14 protein-coding genes are annotated in these 17,755 nt (G+C 48.2%); all 14 read left to right on the forward strand.

The genetic code is table 11. The features are described 5' to 3' along the window. Positions 1–37 precede the first annotated feature (37 nt). Positions 38–760, forward strand: coding sequence for a hydrogenase maturation protease (locus tag Q0369_RS06100; protein ID WP_298097422.1), 723 nt, complete (start codon positions 38–40; stop codon positions 758–760). Then, complete coding sequence (locus Q0369_RS06105) at positions 744–2,381, forward strand: hypothetical protein (protein WP_298097393.1); 1,638 nt, start codon at positions 744–746, stop codon at positions 2,379–2,381. The genes Q0369_RS06100 and Q0369_RS06105 overlap by 17 nt, the downstream gene beginning before the upstream one ends. 11 nt (positions 2,382–2,392) lie before the next feature. Further along, on the forward strand, positions 2,393–2,656 hold the full coding sequence (locus Q0369_RS06110) for a hypothetical protein (RefSeq protein WP_298097396.1): 264 nt from the start codon (positions 2,393–2,395) through the stop codon (positions 2,654–2,656). Positions 2,657–2,666: 10 nt separating this feature from the next. Further along, positions 2,667–7,463 carry a Sua5/YciO/YrdC/YwlC family protein gene (locus Q0369_RS11210; RefSeq protein ID WP_367178980.1) on the forward strand — a complete coding sequence of 1,599 codons (4,797 nt, stop codon included), beginning with the start codon at positions 2,667–2,669 and terminating at the stop codon, positions 7,461–7,463. 577 nt (positions 7,464–8,040) lie between these two features. Next, on the forward strand, positions 8,041–8,472 hold the full coding sequence (nikR, locus tag Q0369_RS06130; protein ID WP_297943443.1) for a nickel-responsive transcriptional regulator NikR: 432 nt from the start codon (positions 8,041–8,043) through the stop codon (positions 8,470–8,472). 739 nt (positions 8,473–9,211) lie between these two features. Then, the gene (hypB, locus tag Q0369_RS06135; RefSeq protein WP_298097400.1) at positions 9,212–10,054 is read left to right on the forward strand and encodes a hydrogenase nickel incorporation protein HypB; all 843 of its coding nucleotides are present in this window, start codon (positions 9,212–9,214) and stop codon (positions 10,052–10,054) included. Next, on the forward strand, positions 10,054–10,335 hold the full coding sequence (locus Q0369_RS06140; RefSeq protein ID WP_297943439.1) for a HypC/HybG/HupF family hydrogenase formation chaperone: 282 nt from the start codon (positions 10,054–10,056) through the stop codon (positions 10,333–10,335). Before hypB ends, Q0369_RS06140 begins: the two co-directional genes overlap by 1 nt. Positions 10,336–10,370: 35 nt before the next feature. Then, complete coding sequence (hypD, locus tag Q0369_RS06145; RefSeq protein ID WP_298097403.1) at positions 10,371–11,468, forward strand: hydrogenase formation protein HypD; 1,098 nt, start codon at positions 10,371–10,373, stop codon at positions 11,466–11,468. A gap of 198 nt (positions 11,469–11,666) precedes the next feature. Beyond that, on the forward strand, positions 11,667–12,851 hold the full coding sequence (gene hypE, locus Q0369_RS06150; protein WP_298097406.1) for a hydrogenase expression/formation protein HypE: 1,185 nt from the start codon (positions 11,667–11,669) through the stop codon (positions 12,849–12,851). 99 nt (positions 12,852–12,950) lie between these two features. Continuing rightward, complete coding sequence (locus Q0369_RS06155) at positions 12,951–13,508, forward strand: hydrogenase maturation nickel metallochaperone HypA (protein WP_298097409.1); 558 nt, start codon at positions 12,951–12,953, stop codon at positions 13,506–13,508. A gap of 719 nt (positions 13,509–14,227) precedes the next feature. Continuing rightward, complete coding sequence (locus Q0369_RS06160) at positions 14,228–14,995, forward strand: hypothetical protein (protein ID WP_298097412.1); 768 nt, start codon at positions 14,228–14,230, stop codon at positions 14,993–14,995. Between the two features lie 248 nt (positions 14,996–15,243). Further along, positions 15,244–16,290: an ABC transporter substrate-binding protein gene (locus tag Q0369_RS06165; RefSeq protein ID WP_297924443.1), complete on the forward strand. Its 1,047-nt coding sequence runs from the start codon at positions 15,244–15,246 to the stop codon at positions 16,288–16,290. After that, positions 16,290–17,270: an iron ABC transporter permease gene (locus Q0369_RS06170; protein ID WP_298097415.1), complete on the forward strand. Its 981-nt coding sequence runs from the start codon at positions 16,290–16,292 to the stop codon at positions 17,268–17,270. Before Q0369_RS06165 ends, Q0369_RS06170 begins: the two co-directional genes overlap by 1 nt. After that, positions 17,254–17,755, forward strand: a 502-nt coding sequence (locus tag Q0369_RS06175; RefSeq protein ID WP_298097418.1) for an ABC transporter ATP-binding protein, incomplete at its 3' end; no start/stop codon positions are given. The genes Q0369_RS06170 and Q0369_RS06175, both read left to right, overlap by 17 nt.

A 17,755-nucleotide genomic window follows, 5' to 3' on the forward strand; every position in this document is an offset into this window, starting at 1 on the left:
TTCTATGGCGGGCGAGAATTTAACGGCGCAGAATTTTATGCAAAATTCCGCCCAAGTATCTGCGATACAAAATTCTACCTTGCAAAATTCCACAGAGCGCGACCCCTTGCAAAATTCTGCGAATGAAAATTTTATCTCCGAGCAAAATTTCGCAGCAGTAAATTTAGACCGAAATTCTACTTCAGAAAATTCCGCCGAGCAAAATTCCGCTTCAAATTTTACTTCGCAGAATTCCGTCATAAATTACGCAGCGCAAAGCTCTATCAATGCGGACTTCATCGCCGTAAATTCAGCCGCGCCGAGCAGCAGCGCGGATCAGATCCGATTTATCGACGGCGGGACTCTGGCTAGCTTTTTAATGCCTACGATGGCGGAATTTGATGAAATTTTGCTCGTAGATTGCATAGACGCGGACGGCGCAAAGGGCGGCGAGGTGTATTTTTTTGACTACGACGCGATGCCTAAGCAGATCAGCTGGAGCGGTTCGGCGCACGAGGTCGAAATGCTTCAAACCCTGCAGATGATGGATCTTTGCGGCGATCTGCCTCACGTTAAAATTTTAGCGGTCGTGCCGAGGCGCATCGAAGAAGCGAGCTTTAAGCTAAGCTCCGTGATATTAGAGTCCTCAAAAATCATGGAAAAAACGGCGCTTAAGCACCTATCCGATCTTGGTTTCGCGCATGAAAAAATCGCCGATCTTAGCGCCCAAGACATCGCGGATCGATTTGCAAAAAGGGGGCGAGATGATAGTAGCATATGAGTTTAATTACCTTAATGAAAACGCGCTAATAGCGCACTTCTTGCTGTTTTATGCTCGCAAAAGCACGCTGGAGTTTTGCCTAAAAAAAGAGGCGAGCTTAATAAGCCTTTTCGTGCGCGGTAGCGAGGATGAAATTTTAAAATTTAGCGACGAGGCGATGCCGCTGATCCCAAACTCCATATTTTTGGCAAAATCCTCCGTGCGCGTGGTGGACGAGGACGGCGCCGAAGCGAAAACGCTGAAATTTAACGGCACGTTTGAAGATACCTCCTCGGGCGATATAAGTAAATTTTTAGAGGATGAAATTTCAAACGCCCGTAGCGCGGCTAAATTTAATAATTTTACCCCGCGAGTGATGAAGGAATACCTCGCTCACTCCGAGCCGTCTCAAAACGAATTCGCAATAATAAGCGGCGCTAGCGTGCTTCATGAGGGAAAATTTGAAGCGGTAAATAGGGAGAATTTTGCCCGCTTACTAGAGTTTTGCCGCATAAACTTATTTCATGCTCAGCAGGTGCAGATTAAACGCGGCGGCGCAACTTTCACGCTCAAGGCGGACGTGGATTTTAGCGCTGATTTTCTAATAGCCGCAGGGGTGGGGGCGCTGGATGGGATTTTTGTGAGCGACGAAAAGAGCAAAATCGCGCTCGCAGCCTTCGAAAAACCGCTCATAAGCCTAAAAACTAATGCGATCTTTAGAAAAAATCACGAGGACGCGCCTAAATTTTTTGACGTAAAGCTTGCGGGCGACATATTCGTGTTTGCGCTGGGGCGCGCTTTGGCAAGCGACGGGATCTATTTTTTAAGCGCAAAATGCGAAAGCGCGGCGCAGAAAGATAAAATTTTTAAGGTCGCGCCGCTGCAAAATGGCTTTTTGATCGTGCAAAACGAGGACTTTTTAAGTGAGAGCGCAAGCGCCTATCTAAAAAACTCAAAGGACAAAAACTCCGCTCTTTTTGCGCTTATATGCCGCGAAAAGGGGCTTTTAGATGATCCCAAAAAACGTGTTTTGCGCTGCTTTTTGGGCGCGGGCGCGGATGATGAGATCGCAATTTATAGCGAAAGCTCCAAAAAAATTCTACTTAAATTCGATCTGCCGCGCAGTTTTGACGAGCTTAAGGCGCAAATTTGCGCCGACGAAACGGGTGCGAAACTGCTTGAAAATTTCAGCGCCAAATTTAACGTAGACGCCGCAAAAATCGATGAAATTCTAAAAAGCGCAAATGCGGGATTTTACGGTATCTTTAGCGTGGCTGCACAGCTTATCTGGGGGCGCGATGCGGAATTTTTGACGGCGGCTGCGGAGGATTTTGCGGGCGGCAAAGGGGTGCGGCTTGATTTTTGCACGGACGAGCGCGGCTGCCTGCAAGCGGATAAAATTTTGCGCTCGGCGATGAGCTATGCGCTCGCAGGAGCCAATGAAAAGCTGTTTGCGTTCGGATTTTTCGATAGTTTGGGCTACTTTTTAAGCGATCTGGCGGATAAGTGCAAAGAGGACTTTGACGTTTTGATCTTCGGCGGAGCGATGTTTAGCGGGCGCAAATTTGCGGATTTGATGCTTAAGCTTTGCAAAAATTTTGACGCGAGCTTTAGCGACAGCTTCGCGCTTCAAGCTCGCTAGATCGGGCATATATGCGAATTTTTGGTAAAACTCCTAAGTCTTGTCCGCAAAACAGCGAGTTGCGCGGACATTGCGGCGCCGATAGCTGCGTCATGCTGGTAAGCTTAGCGCAAACGAGATTGCGCGAAATTTCAAAAAAAGCGGCAAAGGGCGCGGGCGTGAAAGAACAAATTTTATTAAATTTAGAGCATATTTTGCACCGCTCGGTACGTTTTATCCGCCCGCTGCGAGCGCAACTTGCTTGCAAAACAGCTCCTGCACCGCGCAATTTATGAAAGCACATACATGAAAGCGGCTAAATTTGAGGTTTTCGGAGCAGTGCAGGGGGTCGGGTTTCGCCCGTTCGTCTACAAGCTCGCCGTGGATTTGGGGCTAAAAGGCGAGGTTTATAACGACGGCGAGGGCGTTAAAATCATCGTTTGTGCAGACCTTTCCGAGCCGCAAAAAGGCTCGATTGATAAAAATTCCGCCCCTTTAAATTTAGATGAGCCGAATTCTAACGAAATTCAAGCGCAGAAAGTATCGTTATCAGCTGCTCGGTCTTTAAATTCTGCCGAGTCGGATTCTAACAAAGCCGCGAACTCATCACAAAATTTTGCAAGTTCAAATTTAAACGAGAGCTCCTTTTCGTCGCAGAACGCACCGAACTCGCCAAATGATTTGACCGGCTCGTCGCGCGATTTATTGAATGATTTAGTAAGCCTGCCCGATTCAGATTTGACGAGCTTGCCGCATGATTTGACGAGAGATTTTCAGGCCGCAGCGGGCGATAAACTATTACCAGACTTGTTCGAGACCGATCTAAACGAGCAGGGCTCCATTTCGCCCGCTTCGTCGGATCAAAATTTCATCGTGCAAGATTCGTCGCAGCAGCGCGGTATGTCGCAGAATGAATCGTCGCAAGGCTTGCAAAATATTAAGCGCGACTTGCAAGGCGCGAAGCGGGATTTACAGAGCTTTAAACACGATCCACAAAGCGCAGGGCAAGATCTGCGCGAAGAAGAAATTTTAAAAATTTTCGAGCAGCGCCTCCGCAGCGAAGCGCCGCCGCTTTGCCGAATCGATAGGATTATTCGCGCAGATATTAATACACAAGATTTTGCGCAAAATTTTACTGATTTTAAGATCACGCAGTCCAAAGAGGGGCGTAAATTTAACCCGATCCTGCCCGATTTTGCGATCTGCGATCAGTGCAAAAAAGAGTTTTACGACCCGCAAAATCCGCGCTTTCACTACCCATTTATCAACTGCACCGATTGCGGCCCGCGCCTTAGCATCATCGCCGCGCTGCCGTATGACCGCGCAAACACCACGATGAGGGAGTTTGAGATGTGCGAGTTTTGCCGCGGCGAATACACGGACCCGCTCACGCGCCGCTATCACGCCGAGCCGATCTCCTGCCCGCACTGCGGCCCGCAGCTGTTTTTATGCGGCACAGGCGGCGAAATTTTATCTAGCGGCGAGGAGGCGATAGCGCGCACGGCGGAGCTTTTGCGGCGTGGACAGATCGGCGCGATCAAGGGGATGGGCGGCTTTCACATCGTCTGCGATGCGACGAATGAGCGCGCAGTACGGATGCTGCGAACGCTTAAAAAGCGTCCGAGCAAGCCTTTTGCGATCATGTGTCGCGACGCAGCGCAGGCGGGGCGCGCAGCAAACCTAAGCGCGGAGGAAGAGGCGCTGATAGACTGCAACATCAAGCCGATCGTGATTTTAAAAAAGCGCGAGTTTGTTTGGCGCACAGAGGCGGGCTTTGCGGCGGATTTCGGCACGCAAAATTTAAAGGCGCAAAGCAAAAATCCTATATCGCCGAAATTTGCGGGTGAGCAAGAAGAATCGGCGCAAGGGCAGGGCTCTGCGCTACAAAATTTACGCAATTGCGCGGCGCAAAATTTTAGCACGCAAAATATTGGAGTTTGCGCGGAGCAGGGCAGGTTGCAGAGTGCGCAAATTTTTAGCAAAACGGCGCGCCGCAATTTCTCCTGCGATGCGTCGGTTGAGGGCGGCTCGCGGAGCGCAGAAAACGAGCTAGAGCGCGCATACGATGGGTCTGATTTGCAGTGCGCGGTTAAAAATTTGAGCTCGCTGCAAGCAGAAGGCGGGCTAGAGCTGCGACATACAACCAATAATTTAAATTTGCAACCCGCAGTGGATAGCCAAGACTCGCGATGCGCGGCGAATGAGCCTGATTCTCGGCTTGCGACGGACGAGTCTATTTCGCAAAATTTGGCAAATATTCAGAGCTTGCGACATGCTGAGGATGGGGTAGACTTGCAGCGTGCGACGTGCGAGCCGAGTCCGCAACAGACGATAAATTCGGAAGGCTCATGCTCTGCGCAGGCGTGTGTAGCGGACGCGCACGGCGCCTATTCTGATAGCGAGGGCGATTTTGTGCGTTTGCCCGCAAGCTTTTCGGCGATTTTTAAGGCGGGTGCGATTTTTATCGCTCCAAGCGTGGCGCCGAACCTTAATAAAATCGGCATTTTCCTAGCCAATACCGGCGTGCATCTACTGCTTTTTGAATACTTTGATCGCCCGATCGTCGCCACAAGCGCCAACATTAGCGGCGAGCCCATTATTTTTAGCAGCGAGGAGTTGCGCGCGAAGCTGGACAGCGTCATCTCGTTTTACCTGGATAACGACCGCGAAATTTTAACGCCGAGTGACGATAGTATCGCCTTTTTGCAGGAATTTAAAAAAGAAGCTGCAAGCGCGAGGGCAAACGATCGCACGCACAATATATACACGCTTGAGACCCGGGCTCACAGCGAGAATATGGCGCAAAATTTTGAAGCACCGCATGCTATGTCGCTTCCCTCGATCGATACGAAGTCCGATTTGAACGTGATTATAAAGCGGCAGCCGAATGAAAATACGTCAAACTCGAAAAGCGATGATCTGAAACGGGCAAATTCCAAGCAAGGCTCGAAGCGTGATCCGAGTGAAGGTCCGCAAAGCTCGCAAGTAGCCGTTTGCGAGCTAAAAAATTCGCAGAATTTATCCAAAAAAGCAAAAAACGAGCAAGAAAGCGCCGCACTAGGTAGCATCTGCGATGCGGCGGCAGCCGATGAAAGCGCCGATGCGGCGATAGATAGTTGTGACACGCTCTCGGATGACGGGCACAACGTCGTGGCATCAAACGATGAACGCGACGGTGCATCTTTAAATTTTAAAAACGGCATGGCATTGATTGATATGAAGCGCCGCAGCCCCGAGAACGCGAAAAATTTCAAAAAAGCAAAAGGCGAGCAGGGCGCGTCAACATTGAGCGATAAATTTGGCGCCGCACCTTCAAATTTAAAAAGCGACGTAGCGGCGTCAAGCGAAGTCATGCATAATATCGCAGTCCTGGATAGCGAGCGCTTTGCGACTTCAAATAGTAAGCGAGGCGCGACCCCAGGCAGCCAGGACACAACATTAAATTTTAAAAACGGCGTCGCAGCGTTAAATTTCAAAAGCGCGAACGATCAAGCGAGCGGAATTTTAAATCGCGCGCTATTTTTGCGAACATCTCGCGGAATGAATCCAAAAATTTTCCCTAGCAAATTCCGGCTAAAAGGCACTTTCCTGGCGCTCGGAGCGGAGCTGAAAAATCAGTTTGCGATCTACAAAGACGGGCAAATTTTCATCTCGCCCTACATCGGCGATCTTAAAAATGTTGCCACGAATGAGCGATTTTTCGCGCTTTTGGATATGTTCGTGCGCGCCTACGAGCTGAAGTTTGACGCCGTTATCGCGGATCTGCATCCGCAGTTTTCGCACACGCGATTTTTCGAGCGGCGCGGATACCCCGTGATCCGCTACCAGCACCATTTCGCGCATCTGGTGTCGAATCTAGCGCAAAATGAGCTGCTTTTTAGCGGCAAAAAATACCTCGGCTTCTGCTTTGACGGCACCGGCTACGGCACGGACGGCACGATCTGGGGGGGCGAGGTGATGGTGTTTGACCCGCACGGCTACCGTCGCGTCGCAAAATTTGACGAGATCGCGCTTATTGGCGGCGAGAATGCGATAAAAAACATCTACAAACTTGCGCTCGCGCTCATATTTAAATTTAGTGCAAAGGACGCTGCGCGCGAGTTTTTGGCAAAATTTAATGCAAGCGAAGTCGCAAATTTAGAAAAAATCGCGCCGCGTGCCATCCGCTCAAGCTCGCTAGGGCGGCTGTTCGATGCGTTTGCTGCGGTCATTTGCGGCCTGCGAACCGTAAGCTTCGACGGCGAAGCGGGCATGCGACTTGAGAACCTATATATCGATGGCTGCGAGCAGAGTTACAGGTTCGCGCTAAAAAGGGCGGGCGCGGCAAGCGAAGCGGGGATTTTTGACGAGATAAAAAGCTCTATAGACTCTGCGGTGCGCATGCCCGAGAAATTTGGCGCGGCGAAAAATCCTATCCGCAGTGCAGAACGCGAGGATAAAGGCGGCGTCTGCAGAGGAAATTCTATCGATGCCGCGGTGCGAATAGCGGAAAATTTTAGCGGCTCGATAAATCGCGATAGCCGCGCGACGAATTCTAATAGCGGTGAAAGATTTGCAGCCACGAACGCCGCGAACGTTTGCGGCTCGGCTAGCGATGCGGAAAATTCCGCGGCAAATTCCACAATCGGCGATACCGAACAAAATTTTATATACGCGCCGAATTCGACAAACGCTCGTAGTTTAAATTCCGCGGGCGAGATAAATTATGATTTATCAATAAACACAGCGAATTCTACGGCGAATTCCATATCAAACGCCGCGGCAAATTCCTCAGATGGCGAGGCGCCGTGGAGCCTTGGCGGCGAATGCTATGTGATCGATTACAAAGACGCATTTTTGCAAGCTTTGCACGATGAGCCGCGCTTGGCTGCGACGAAATTTATAAGCGCTATCGCAAACTTCATCGCGGAGTTTGCGGAGGGCTTCGGGCTCGAGGTCGTGCTAAGCGGCGGGGTCTTTCAAAACGCGACGCTTCTAAATCTTACGTGCGAAAAGCTGCGTGAGCGAGGGATAAAATTTCATCTAAACCGCGCCGTTCCTTGCAACGACAGCGGCATCGCCTACGGACAGCTCGCGGCATATTTAAGCAAAATTTCGCGCTAAGCTCGTCCATAAAAAACTTAACTGTCGCGCTAAGCCGACTCGGTAAAATTTTATTAGTATCTCGCCGATAAATTTGATTGAGCTCTGCGTCATGCCCGCACTTTGCGATACGCTACGGGCGATAAAATACACCGCAGATAGCTTCTCGAAAATCGCAAAATCAGCGAATAAATTTACGTCTTGCCGCCTGATATCGCAGCCGAAACGTTAAAATTTTAAAATTTAACGGCGCGCCGTTGCCTGCCACAGCATCACGACGTACCACCATGGCAATCGATAAAATTCTACCGCGGCGCGTGGCTAGATACTGCGCAAATCCCAAGTCAAGACGCTATTTAGCGCCTGACTCTTAAAATTGAACGCAAGCTCGCGGTAGAATTCAAAATAACGTAGCACCGGTAAAATTTCATCGCGCTAGCACTAAAATATAACGCGAAATCGCGAGCAAAATTTCAAAATAAGCGCGGTGCCTTGGAGCTTTAAATTTTAAAGAATAAGCCAAATTAGCGCAAAATTCTTACTATTTGAGCGGAATTTCGGTAAAATTACGTTCAAAATACGCGAAATGAGGGGAGCTATGAAAAAAGAGGAAAAAGAGAGCGCCGTAAGATTTAGCATTTCGCTGCCGACGAAGCTTTTTGAGGATCTCGATGAGATGGTGCGCGCCAAGCAATACCTAAGCCGCAGCGAGTTTATCCGCGATCTCATACGCGAAAAGATGGTCGAGGGCGTGCTTCACGGAGATGGCGAGGATGACTGCGTGGGCGTGCTTTGCATCGCTTACGATCATCACCAAAGCGATTTGATCGAGCAGCTCGTAGAGATCGAGCACCACGCAAACGTCACCATCGTCAGCACCAGCCACTTCCACATCGACGAGCGCCACTGCTTCGAGGAGATCACGATGCGGGATAAAATTTCAAAGATCGAGCGGCTCAGCGCCAAAATCGGCGCGCTAAAAGGGGTGAAATTTTCCAAGCTCGTAAACGCGGTAATCACCGAGGCGTAGGGCTTTTGAGCATTTTTAAAAACAGCGCGTCGCGCTAAATTTATGCGCTTTTAAATTTAAACGCAGCGGTTGCGCGATTTTTATAGGTTACGAAGCGCGATTCTCGATCGAGTAGCGAATTCGGGCAGTGCGGTTGCGCAAGGCGTGCAAATAAAATTTGTTTAAATTTACACGGCGAGCGCAAAATTTTATAAATTTTAATCAAAAAGCATTCTTGCTGCGGGTTTAAATTTACGCGCAGGCACGAAACCGGCGCAGCAGCTCGCGACTAAATTTTATAGGTGCCGCTTTCGTGCCGTATTTGTAAAGCCGAATCCGCGTAAATCGGCATAAAAACGACCGCCGCGTTGATGTTCGCCACGCCGTAGAGCACGCGCGAGATTGTAGAGTGCCGGGATCAAATCTACTCGCAAGCCCTGAATTTAGCGCTTCTATCTACGGCGATCTTTAGTTTATTTTGAGCCGTTATGAGCTGCGAGGTCTAAATTTAGAGAGTGCAGCTTTGCAATCTGTGAGCAGGTGATTAAATTTAAAACAGCGTCTTTGCTCGCTAGCTTTAAAATTTGCGGCAGCCTTCGTAAACAGCGCACGAAATTTAGATAAAACTAAAGCGCGTAAATTTCAATCCTCATTAAATTTCATAAAATTCCGTACTTCGATATAAAATTTATCAAATTTACGCCGTTTAAAGCAAAAACGTGGTATTTTACGCGCAAAATTTATTATCCAAGGAGAAAAAATGTGTAAAGATTGCGGCTGTTCCATCGGTCACACTCACGAAGCGGGCACCCATTCGCACGCAGATATGACACACGAGCATGTCCACACCCACGCGGACGGCACCGTCCACTCCCACGCTCATATGCACGAAGCAAGGATCGATCATGAGCACGACGCGCACGATCACGCCCACGCAAATGTCGCTATTAGCGACGCCAAGACGATCGAAGTGATGAGTAAAATTTTAAGCGCCAACGACGAGGAGGCCGCTCACAACAGAGCCCATTTTGACGAGGATAAAATTTTATGCTTGAATTTGATGAGTAGCCCCGGTAGCGGCAAGACGACGCTGCTTGAGGCGACTATCAAAAGCGGCAAATTTAAAATCGGCGTCATCGAGGGCGATTTAGAGACCAACCGCGACGCCGATCGCATCATAAAAGCGGGCGCGCAGGCGCATCAGATCAGCACCGGCGAAACCTGCCATCTGGATGCCTTTATGGTTCACGAGGGGCTTCATCACATCGATACTAAAAATTTAGATCTGGTTTTTATAGAAAACGTCGGTAACCTCGTCTGTCCTGCAGCATTCGACGTAGGCGCGCACCTAAACGTAGTGCTTCTAAGCGTGCCCGAGGGCAGCGACAAAATCGCAAAATACCCCGTGATATTTCGCCGCGCAGACTGCGTCGTAATCACTAAAACCGCGCTGCTACCGCATTTTGACTTCGATATGGAGGAGGTGGTGCGCGAGGTACACAAACTCAATCCGAAAGCCGACGTCATCGCGCTTGATAGCAAAAGCGGCGAAGGCGTGGAGAAATGGCTGAAATTCCTACAATACAAGAAGGAATTTCGTTAATGTGTCTTTCAATCCCTTCAAAAATTATCTCAATCGACGAAAATAATTTCGCGACCGTGGAGACTCTGGGCGTGCGCCGCGGCGTGAGCTTGGATCTGCTCCCCGAGCCCGCGGCGGTCGGGGAATATGTGCTGATCCACGTTGGCTTTGCGATGGAGAAGATCGATACGCAGCGAGCGAAGGAGAGTATCGAAATTTACGAGCAAATCGCAAAGCAGATGAGGGCGGAAGAGAGCTCCGTGTATGAAAGCATAGAGCCGCGAACCGGCGCAGAAAACTAAAGCGACTTGCAAACCCATAAAATTTAAGGTAAATAATGGATCTAATCAAGGATTTTAGGGATAAGGAGCTGATTTTAGCGCTTAGCAAGCTGATAATTTCCAAAAGCAAAAGGCCGCTAAACATCATGGAGATTTGCGGTGGACACACGCACTCGATCATGAAATTTGGCCTTCCGAGCCTGGTCGGCAAAAATATTAAATTTATCCACGGCCCCGGCTGTCCGGTGTGCGTGATGCCGCGCAGTCGCATCGACGAGGCGATCAAGCTCGCCGCGATGCCGCAGAGTATTTTTTGCACTCTAGCAGACATGCTGCGCGTGCCCGGCTCTCGCACGAGCTTGCAGAAGCTGCGCAGCGAGGGGCACGACATCAGAGCGCTTTATAGCCCGCTTGATTGCATAAAGATCGCGCAGGAAAATCCGCAAAAAACGGTGATATTTTTTGCGATCGGCTTTGAGACGACGACGCCGATGAGCGCCGTGCTTATCGATAAAGCGCTAAGCTTGGGGCTAAAAAATCTCTTTTTTCACATCAATCACGTCACGGTGCCCGCGCCCGTGCGAGCGATCTTAGACGACGCGGACGTGCAGATCGATGCGTTTTTAGGGCCTAGCCACGTAAGCGTGATTACCGGCGCGAAGGTCTACGAAAGCATTGCGCGGGATTACAAAAAACCGATAGCCGTAAGCGGATTTGAGCCGCTTGATATAATGGCGGGTGTATTAAATTTGGTAGAGCAGCAAAACGCCGGCACCTACGAGGTTTTCAACGAATACGAGCGCGTCGTAAAAGAGGACGGAAACCAAAAAGCGCAAAATTTAATAGATAAATATTTTGAAATTTGCGATTTTCCGTGGCGAGGGCTCGGCGAAATTCCAAAAAGCGGCATGAAGTTGCGCCCGCAGTACGCGGCGCTGGATGCCAGGGTGCAGTTTGATTGCAGCGTACAGAGCGCTCCTGAGAGCAAGGCCTGTATCTGCGGCGAAATTTTACGCGGCAAAAAAAGCCCCTATGATTGCAAGGTTTTCGGCAAACGCTGCACGCCGCAAAACCCGATAGGATCGTGCATGGTCTCAAGCGAAGGGGCGTGCGCGGCGTACTATAAATACGGCGACGTCAAAAACGCGGGCTAAATTTTGCGCGCGGTATCCGGCTGGCAGAGCGTAAAATTTAAAAATAAGTTATGCTTTAAAATTTTAACCAAAGAAAAAACGTCGGGCTAAAATTTAATTTGAAATTTTGCGCGGCGCCGTAGCGGCACGGCTCGTTCGACTGCGGAATACGGGCTTTAAATTTAAAACCGAATTTAAAACCAAATAAAAAGGAAAAATTTGAACGAAACTATACTTTTAAGCCACGGCGGCGGCGGCGAGGAGATGAATAGGCTCATCAACGAGACGATATTTGCAGCGTTTGATAATGAAATTTTGCGTGCCAATAACGACAGCGCGATACTAAATTTAGACGCCGGGGTGGATTTTGACCGCACGGCGCCGAGTTCTGCTTTGAATTCTGCGAGTTTCGGCGGCGAGCTAGCTTTCAGCACCGATAGTTTCGTCGTTACGCCTCTATTTTTTAACGGCGGCGATATCGGCAAGATCGCCGTTTGCGGCACCGTCAACGACCTTGCGATGGTGGGCGCGAAACCGCTGTTTTTAAGCTGCGCGCTCATCATCGAGGAGGGGCTTAGCCTAAGTGAGCTGCGACGCATTTTGGACTCGATGGCGAGCACCGCGCAAAGCTGCGGCGTTCGTATCGTTTGCGGCGATACAAAGGTCGTGCCGTGCGGCAAATGCGATAAAATTTTCATCAACACTAGCGGCATCGGCCGTGTTTTGCGACCTGCGCGCGTGCAAAACATCAAAGCGGGCGCAAAAATCCTGCTTAGCGGCGACATCGGGCGGCACGGGGCGGTGATACTCGCGGCGCGCGACGAGATCGCGCTAAGCAGCGAGCTGCAAAGCGACTGCAAACCGCTTTGCGCTGCGGTCGAAAAGCTGATCTTGCAAGGCGTAGGGATTCAAGCGATGCGAGATGCGACGCGTGGCGGGCTCAGCGCAGTTTTGAACGAATTTGCAAGCTCCAGCGGGCTTGAATTTTTGGTGCGCGAAGAGGATATCAAAATCAGCGACGAAGTAGTAGGTGTGTGTGAGCTGCTGGGCTTTGAGCCATACGAGCTCGCAAACGAAGGTACTTTCGTAGCGATCGTAGAAGATGACGCCGAGGCGGATAGGGCGCTTAAGATACTGCGAGAATTTGACGTAAACGCCGCGATCATCGGCGAGGTACGCGAAGTAGGGCACGGTGGAGGCGAATTCAGTAGCACTTTGACGCCTGGACTTAGCGCACAGGGCGAATTTGCGGGCGCGAGCGACGCGGACGCGGTGTCAGAAAATAGGGCGGGGCAATTTCAAGCTCCGTATTCGGCAAAAGGGCGAGTAATTTTGCAAAACGCCTACGGCTCGCAGCGTTTTTTGGAGCTTCCAAAGGGCGAGTTGCTGCCGAGGATTTGTTAAATTTACACACAAATTTATGCCTAAATTTTAGGCGTATTTTTAAATTTACAACAAAATTTCGCACAAAATACGGCGAGATCGTAAAATTTAGAGGTAAAAATGCATGAACTATCGATCGTAGCGGATCTTGTGGCGCTATGCGAAAAGGCGCTAAACGCCGAAATAGCAAAGAAAAAAGGCGCGGCGCAGCAAGGCGATAAAAATCGCTGTAACATCGCCAATACCGCCAATGAAAATACGGATTTCGCAAATACCGACATAGGCACCGAGAATACCGAAAATACGGGCGTTGCGGATACGGACTCGAACAGCAAAAACGGTGATTTTTATAAAAATTTGGATGCAAATCCGCAGACGCTTTGTGATACACCTATCGCAAAAAGTCCGCAGATAAGGGAACTGCACGTAAAAATGGGGCGGCTAAGCGGCGTGGAAGCGCATTATTTGCAAAACTGCTACGAAGTCTTTCGCGCAGGTACCGTCTGCGAAAATGCGGATCTCATCATCCATACCCAAGAAATCGTCGTAAAATGTAAAAACTGCGGTTTTAGCGGGGATTTGACGCAGAACGACTTTTCTTGCCCGCGCTGCAAAAGCTCCGAAATCAGCGTGATCGACGGCGAAGATATGTATCTGATGCGCCTGGTTATTGAATAAAAGAGGGCACTCGTCTTGGCGCGATAGCTTCTCATATTTCAAATTTAAACTCTTGCTCTTGCCATAAGCAGAATTTCATTTCCACCCAATTCAAATATATCTATATGCGTCAAAAATACATGAAATTATTCATAGAATTATACGTGAATTTTGTATTGAATTTTTACTTGAAAATTATAGTTTTCAATATAAAATAACTAATATTATGGGGATAGCAGTGTCTTTCATCATTGTTTGTCACATATATAAGTTTATCGATTTGTCAATGCGAGTTTTCTATATGGTTTGTTGATTAACCAATCCGCTTGTTGCATTAAAATTTTAAAACTACTTCGCACTACAATTTTTATTACGCTCTGTTTTGCATCCGCCCGCAGATTGTTAAATTTGCCCTTTGAGAGCTACGGCCTTTATGACAAATCTACAAATCTGCACGGATTAAATTTCTTGTTAAACTCCGCACGCGCCCTCCCCTCTGCGCGGCTTTTTGAGCTATCAACAAGCAGGAATTTATTTGATCGCCACACCTTTTTTATTTATGCGCGCTGTATTTAATCTCTGCACTACACGTCCTTTAAAAACCGGCGTCTAAATGTCGCAAAATTCTAAAATCGACGCGAAATTTTAAAATTCAGCAACGCGGGCGGTTCTAAATTTATCTAAATTTCAAACCCCGCAAGTATAATCCGCCATAAATTTTAAAAATCCAAAGGCAAAAAATGAATCGCAACACTTTAGACGCCATAAAATTCCGCGGCATAACCTCTAGGGTTTTATCGATCTGCTGCTACCTGATCATTTGGGCTTGTTGCGAGTTTTTGCACGATATTACGATGAGAGGATTTTTTGCCGCCGCAGCCGCAATCGTCGCCGTGATTTTTACTTCGATGGTCTTTAAGCTCTCCGCGACCAAAATGATCTCTGATATCTCCGATAGTAAGGTCTTTAGGGCGTATTTAATTAACTTTATCGCCCGAGTGCTTTGGACTATCGTATTTATTTCGCCTTTACCATACTCTATGAATAATAATATTGTGAGCTTGGAGACTCTAGATTATACCTTACACGAGCAAGGCGGTTCTTTCGTGGAGGCATTCTATTGCATTTTAGCGGCTATGGCTATAGGACTTAATCACTCTATGGAGATTAAAGATACGCAATTTGTTACCATTTGGTATGTAACGATTACAGCGTTTAAGATTATCGACACCATAGCACCGGCAATAGTATATTGCTACTTAGGAGAAGCCACTAAGAGTAAAATTTTTTATGCTTACGCGTGGTTATATTTTATATGTTTAGTGCTTGTAGAAATCATCAATTCGTTTATTAAACTGCCAGAAATGAGTAGTGCAACTACAGCGTACATGGTACTCGCGGTAATCCTTTTATCTGAAATTTTAGAACTTATCGCTTGGATTAGGATTAAAGGAATTTCAGGCGCGGAGCTTTGGAATAAAAATTTATGGACGACGCCAGCAAAATAGATCATAAAATCCAATCGGTTTCGCTGGGTATCGGGCAGTATCCTGTGAGCCTAGAGGAAAAGGGCAAAAATTTTTACTAGCAAAATTCTGCGTAAAATCACAAAATTCTGCCCTACGAAAGCATCTGAAATCCCCCTCCCGCGCGACAAAATGAAATTTATATAAAAATTTATCTGGATTTTATACCGATCAGCTATAATTCCGCTATTCTAATCCCGCATATTTTGCGGAATTTTCAAGGAGAAAAAATGCTTAAACTTCACTCAATCCTTCTTGGTGCAGCGCTTTGCGCTAGCCTGGCTTTTGCAGATCGCACGATTACCGATCAGCTCGGCCGCAAGGTCACGATCCCGGATCAAGTAAATCGTATCGTCGTGCTACACCACGAAGCACTCAATGTCTTAAACGAAATCAACGCCCAAGATAAGGTCGTAGGCATCCTAAAAAGCTGGGAGCAACGCCTAGGCAAAGAGTATAATCGTTTGGCACCGAGTTTTAAAAACCTACCTAATCCAGGCGATATCAAAGATGTCAATTACGAAGCTCTGCTTAGTCTAAAGCCCGATGCGGTCGTAGTAGTAAACTACTTCCCTAAAGAATATATCGCTAAAATGGAGGAGTTGAAAATCCCAGTCATAGGTATTTCATTTTTCAGCTCTGCACAAGAGGAAAAAGCTAAGCTAAATCCGACCTTTAAAGATGAGCGCGATAGCTTCGCTGCTTACGATGAGGGCTTTTACGAGGGGGTTAAAATTCTAGGCGAACTAAGCAATCACGAAAAGGATGCCGCTGAACTAATAGATTTCGTTAAAAAATCACAAGCTGATTTAAATGCCAAATTTAGTAATTTTATCGTAGATAAAAGACCTAGAGTTTATATGGCAAATCCTGATCTTACGACCTACGGTAGCGGCAAATATACTGGCGTAATGTTAGCAAGAGCGGGTGCGACGAACGTCGCCGCTGCAGATATAAAGGGCTACAAACAGGTTTCGCCGGAGCAAATTTTAGCATGGAATCCGCAGATTATCTTAGTGCAAAACCGCTATCCTCAAGTACCTGCCGAACTTAAGGCAAACCCTGCGCTAAAAGGTCTTAGCGCCGTGAAAGAGGATAGAATTTATCTAATGCCCGAATTCGTTAAAGCCTGGGGTCATCCGACTGCCGAAGCAATGGCGCTTGGTGAGGAATGGCTTGCGATGAAACTTTATCCGCAAAATTTTAAGGACGCAAACTTTGATAAAAAAGTAGAGGAATTCTACGAGAAATTTTACCGCGTCAAATATCAAAAATAATGCTGAACCTAATCCTGCTTCTCATTTGGGTAGTGCTGGCGATAATCTCGCTCGCTAGTGGGCAGTTTCATATACCGTTAGAAGAAATTTTTAAAATTCTCTTTAGCGGAGGCGGCGATGAAGCCGCCAAAAGTGTGATGATGGATGTTAGAATTCCGCGCATTCTACTCTCCAGCCTTTGCGGTGGAGCGCTTGCTATCGCGGGTTTGAGCTTACAGGCGGTATTTAAAAACCCGCTCGTTGGCCCGCACATCGTAGGCGTTAGCACTGCAGCGGCATTCGGCGGCGCGCTTTGTATTTTGCTAGGATTTAGCGGCTTATGGCTTGCGGGGTTTGCATTTTGCTTCGGGCTTGCGGCGCTATTTTTGCTCTATCTTTTGGCAAAATTCGTAGCACGCGCCGATATTTTCTCGCTCATTTTAGCAGGTATAGTCATTAACGGCGTATTTGCCGCACTTACGAGCTTAGTGCAGTATCTAGCAGACGATGAGGAAGTGCTGCCTAATATCGTCTTTTGGCTACTAGGAAGCTTCGTAAGCGCAGGATACGATAAAGTAATTTTGATGTGCGCGATCGCCCTGCCCGCTTCTGCAGTCTTAATCGCGCTGAGATGGCGGTTTAATCTACTCAGCCTAAATGATGATGATTTGCGCGTGCTAGGCGTGGACGTTAAGTTTCTGCGCTGCACGATCCTAGCGCTTTGCACTGCTCTGATCGCCGTACAAGTTAGCGTCAGCGGAAATATCGGCTGGGTAGGTCTTGTAGTGCCGCACGCCACCAGGCTCATCGCGGGCAGCGACCACGTGAAGCTAATGCCTGCCTGCTTCATTGCAGGAGCGATCTTTATGCTGGCAATCGACGATCTATCTCGCTCGCTAAGTAGCGCCGAAATTCCTTTAGGAATTCTATCCGCTCTCATCGGAAGCCCGATCTTTGCCCTACTTCTAAAAAGGAGTGCCAAAAATGCAAAATCTAATTGAGGTAAAAAATGCTGGCTTTTACTACGAGGCGGAAAAATTCTGCTTTCGCAACTTAAACTTCGAGCTTGCCAGCTCTCAAACATTAGCGATTTTGGGCTTAAACGGGCAAGGTAAAAGCACGCTAATGTCGTGTATGATGGGGATTTTACAGCCTAAAGAAGGCGAGATCGTGCGCAAGGCAAAATTTGCTTTCTTGCCTCAAAGCTTTAACGTCGCGTTTGATTACAGCGTGCTTGACATCGTACTGATGGGGCGGGTACGCGAAATCTCGCTCTTTTCAAAACCGGGCAAAAAGGATATTCAAATCTGCCTTGACGCTCTGGATACGCTAGGCGTCGCCCATCTGCAAAAGCGCAGCTTTAACGCCCTTAGCGGCGGGCAGAGGCAGCTCGTGCTCTTTGCTAGAGCCCTAGCTAGCAGCAGCGACGTGCTGTTTTTGGACGAGCCTGCCAGCGCGCTTGATATCAAAAACCAAGACCGCGTGC

Origin of the sequence: uncultured Campylobacter sp. (assembly GCF_938030685.1) — a bacterium.
GTDB lineage: Bacteria > Campylobacterota > Campylobacteria > Campylobacterales > Campylobacteraceae > Campylobacter_B.

Coding starts and splice junctions, on each gene's coding strand:
- Q0369_RS06100 (WP_298097422.1), top strand. CDS start 38: ATGCAAAATTCCGCCCAAGTATCTGCGATACAAAATTCTACCTTGCAA.
- Q0369_RS06105 (WP_298097393.1), top strand. CDS start 744: ATGATAGTAGCATATGAGTTTAATTACCTTAATGAAAACGCGCTAATA.
- Q0369_RS06110 (WP_298097396.1), top strand. CDS start 2,393: ATGCGAATTTTTGGTAAAACTCCTAAGTCTTGTCCGCAAAACAGCGAG.
- Q0369_RS11210 (WP_367178980.1), top strand. CDS start 2,667: ATGAAAGCGGCTAAATTTGAGGTTTTCGGAGCAGTGCAGGGGGTCGGG.
- nikR (WP_297943443.1), top strand. CDS start 8,041: ATGAAAAAAGAGGAAAAAGAGAGCGCCGTAAGATTTAGCATTTCGCTG.
- hypB (WP_298097400.1), top strand. CDS start 9,212: ATGTGTAAAGATTGCGGCTGTTCCATCGGTCACACTCACGAAGCGGGC.
- Q0369_RS06140 (WP_297943439.1), top strand. CDS start 10,054: ATGTGTCTTTCAATCCCTTCAAAAATTATCTCAATCGACGAAAATAAT.
- hypD (WP_298097403.1), top strand. CDS start 10,371: ATGGATCTAATCAAGGATTTTAGGGATAAGGAGCTGATTTTAGCGCTT.
- Q0369_RS06155 (WP_298097409.1), top strand. CDS start 12,951: ATGCATGAACTATCGATCGTAGCGGATCTTGTGGCGCTATGCGAAAAG.
- Q0369_RS06160 (WP_298097412.1), top strand. CDS start 14,228: ATGAATCGCAACACTTTAGACGCCATAAAATTCCGCGGCATAACCTCT.
- Q0369_RS06165 (WP_297924443.1), top strand. CDS start 15,244: ATGCTTAAACTTCACTCAATCCTTCTTGGTGCAGCGCTTTGCGCTAGC.
- Q0369_RS06170 (WP_298097415.1), top strand. CDS start 16,290: ATGCTGAACCTAATCCTGCTTCTCATTTGGGTAGTGCTGGCGATAATC.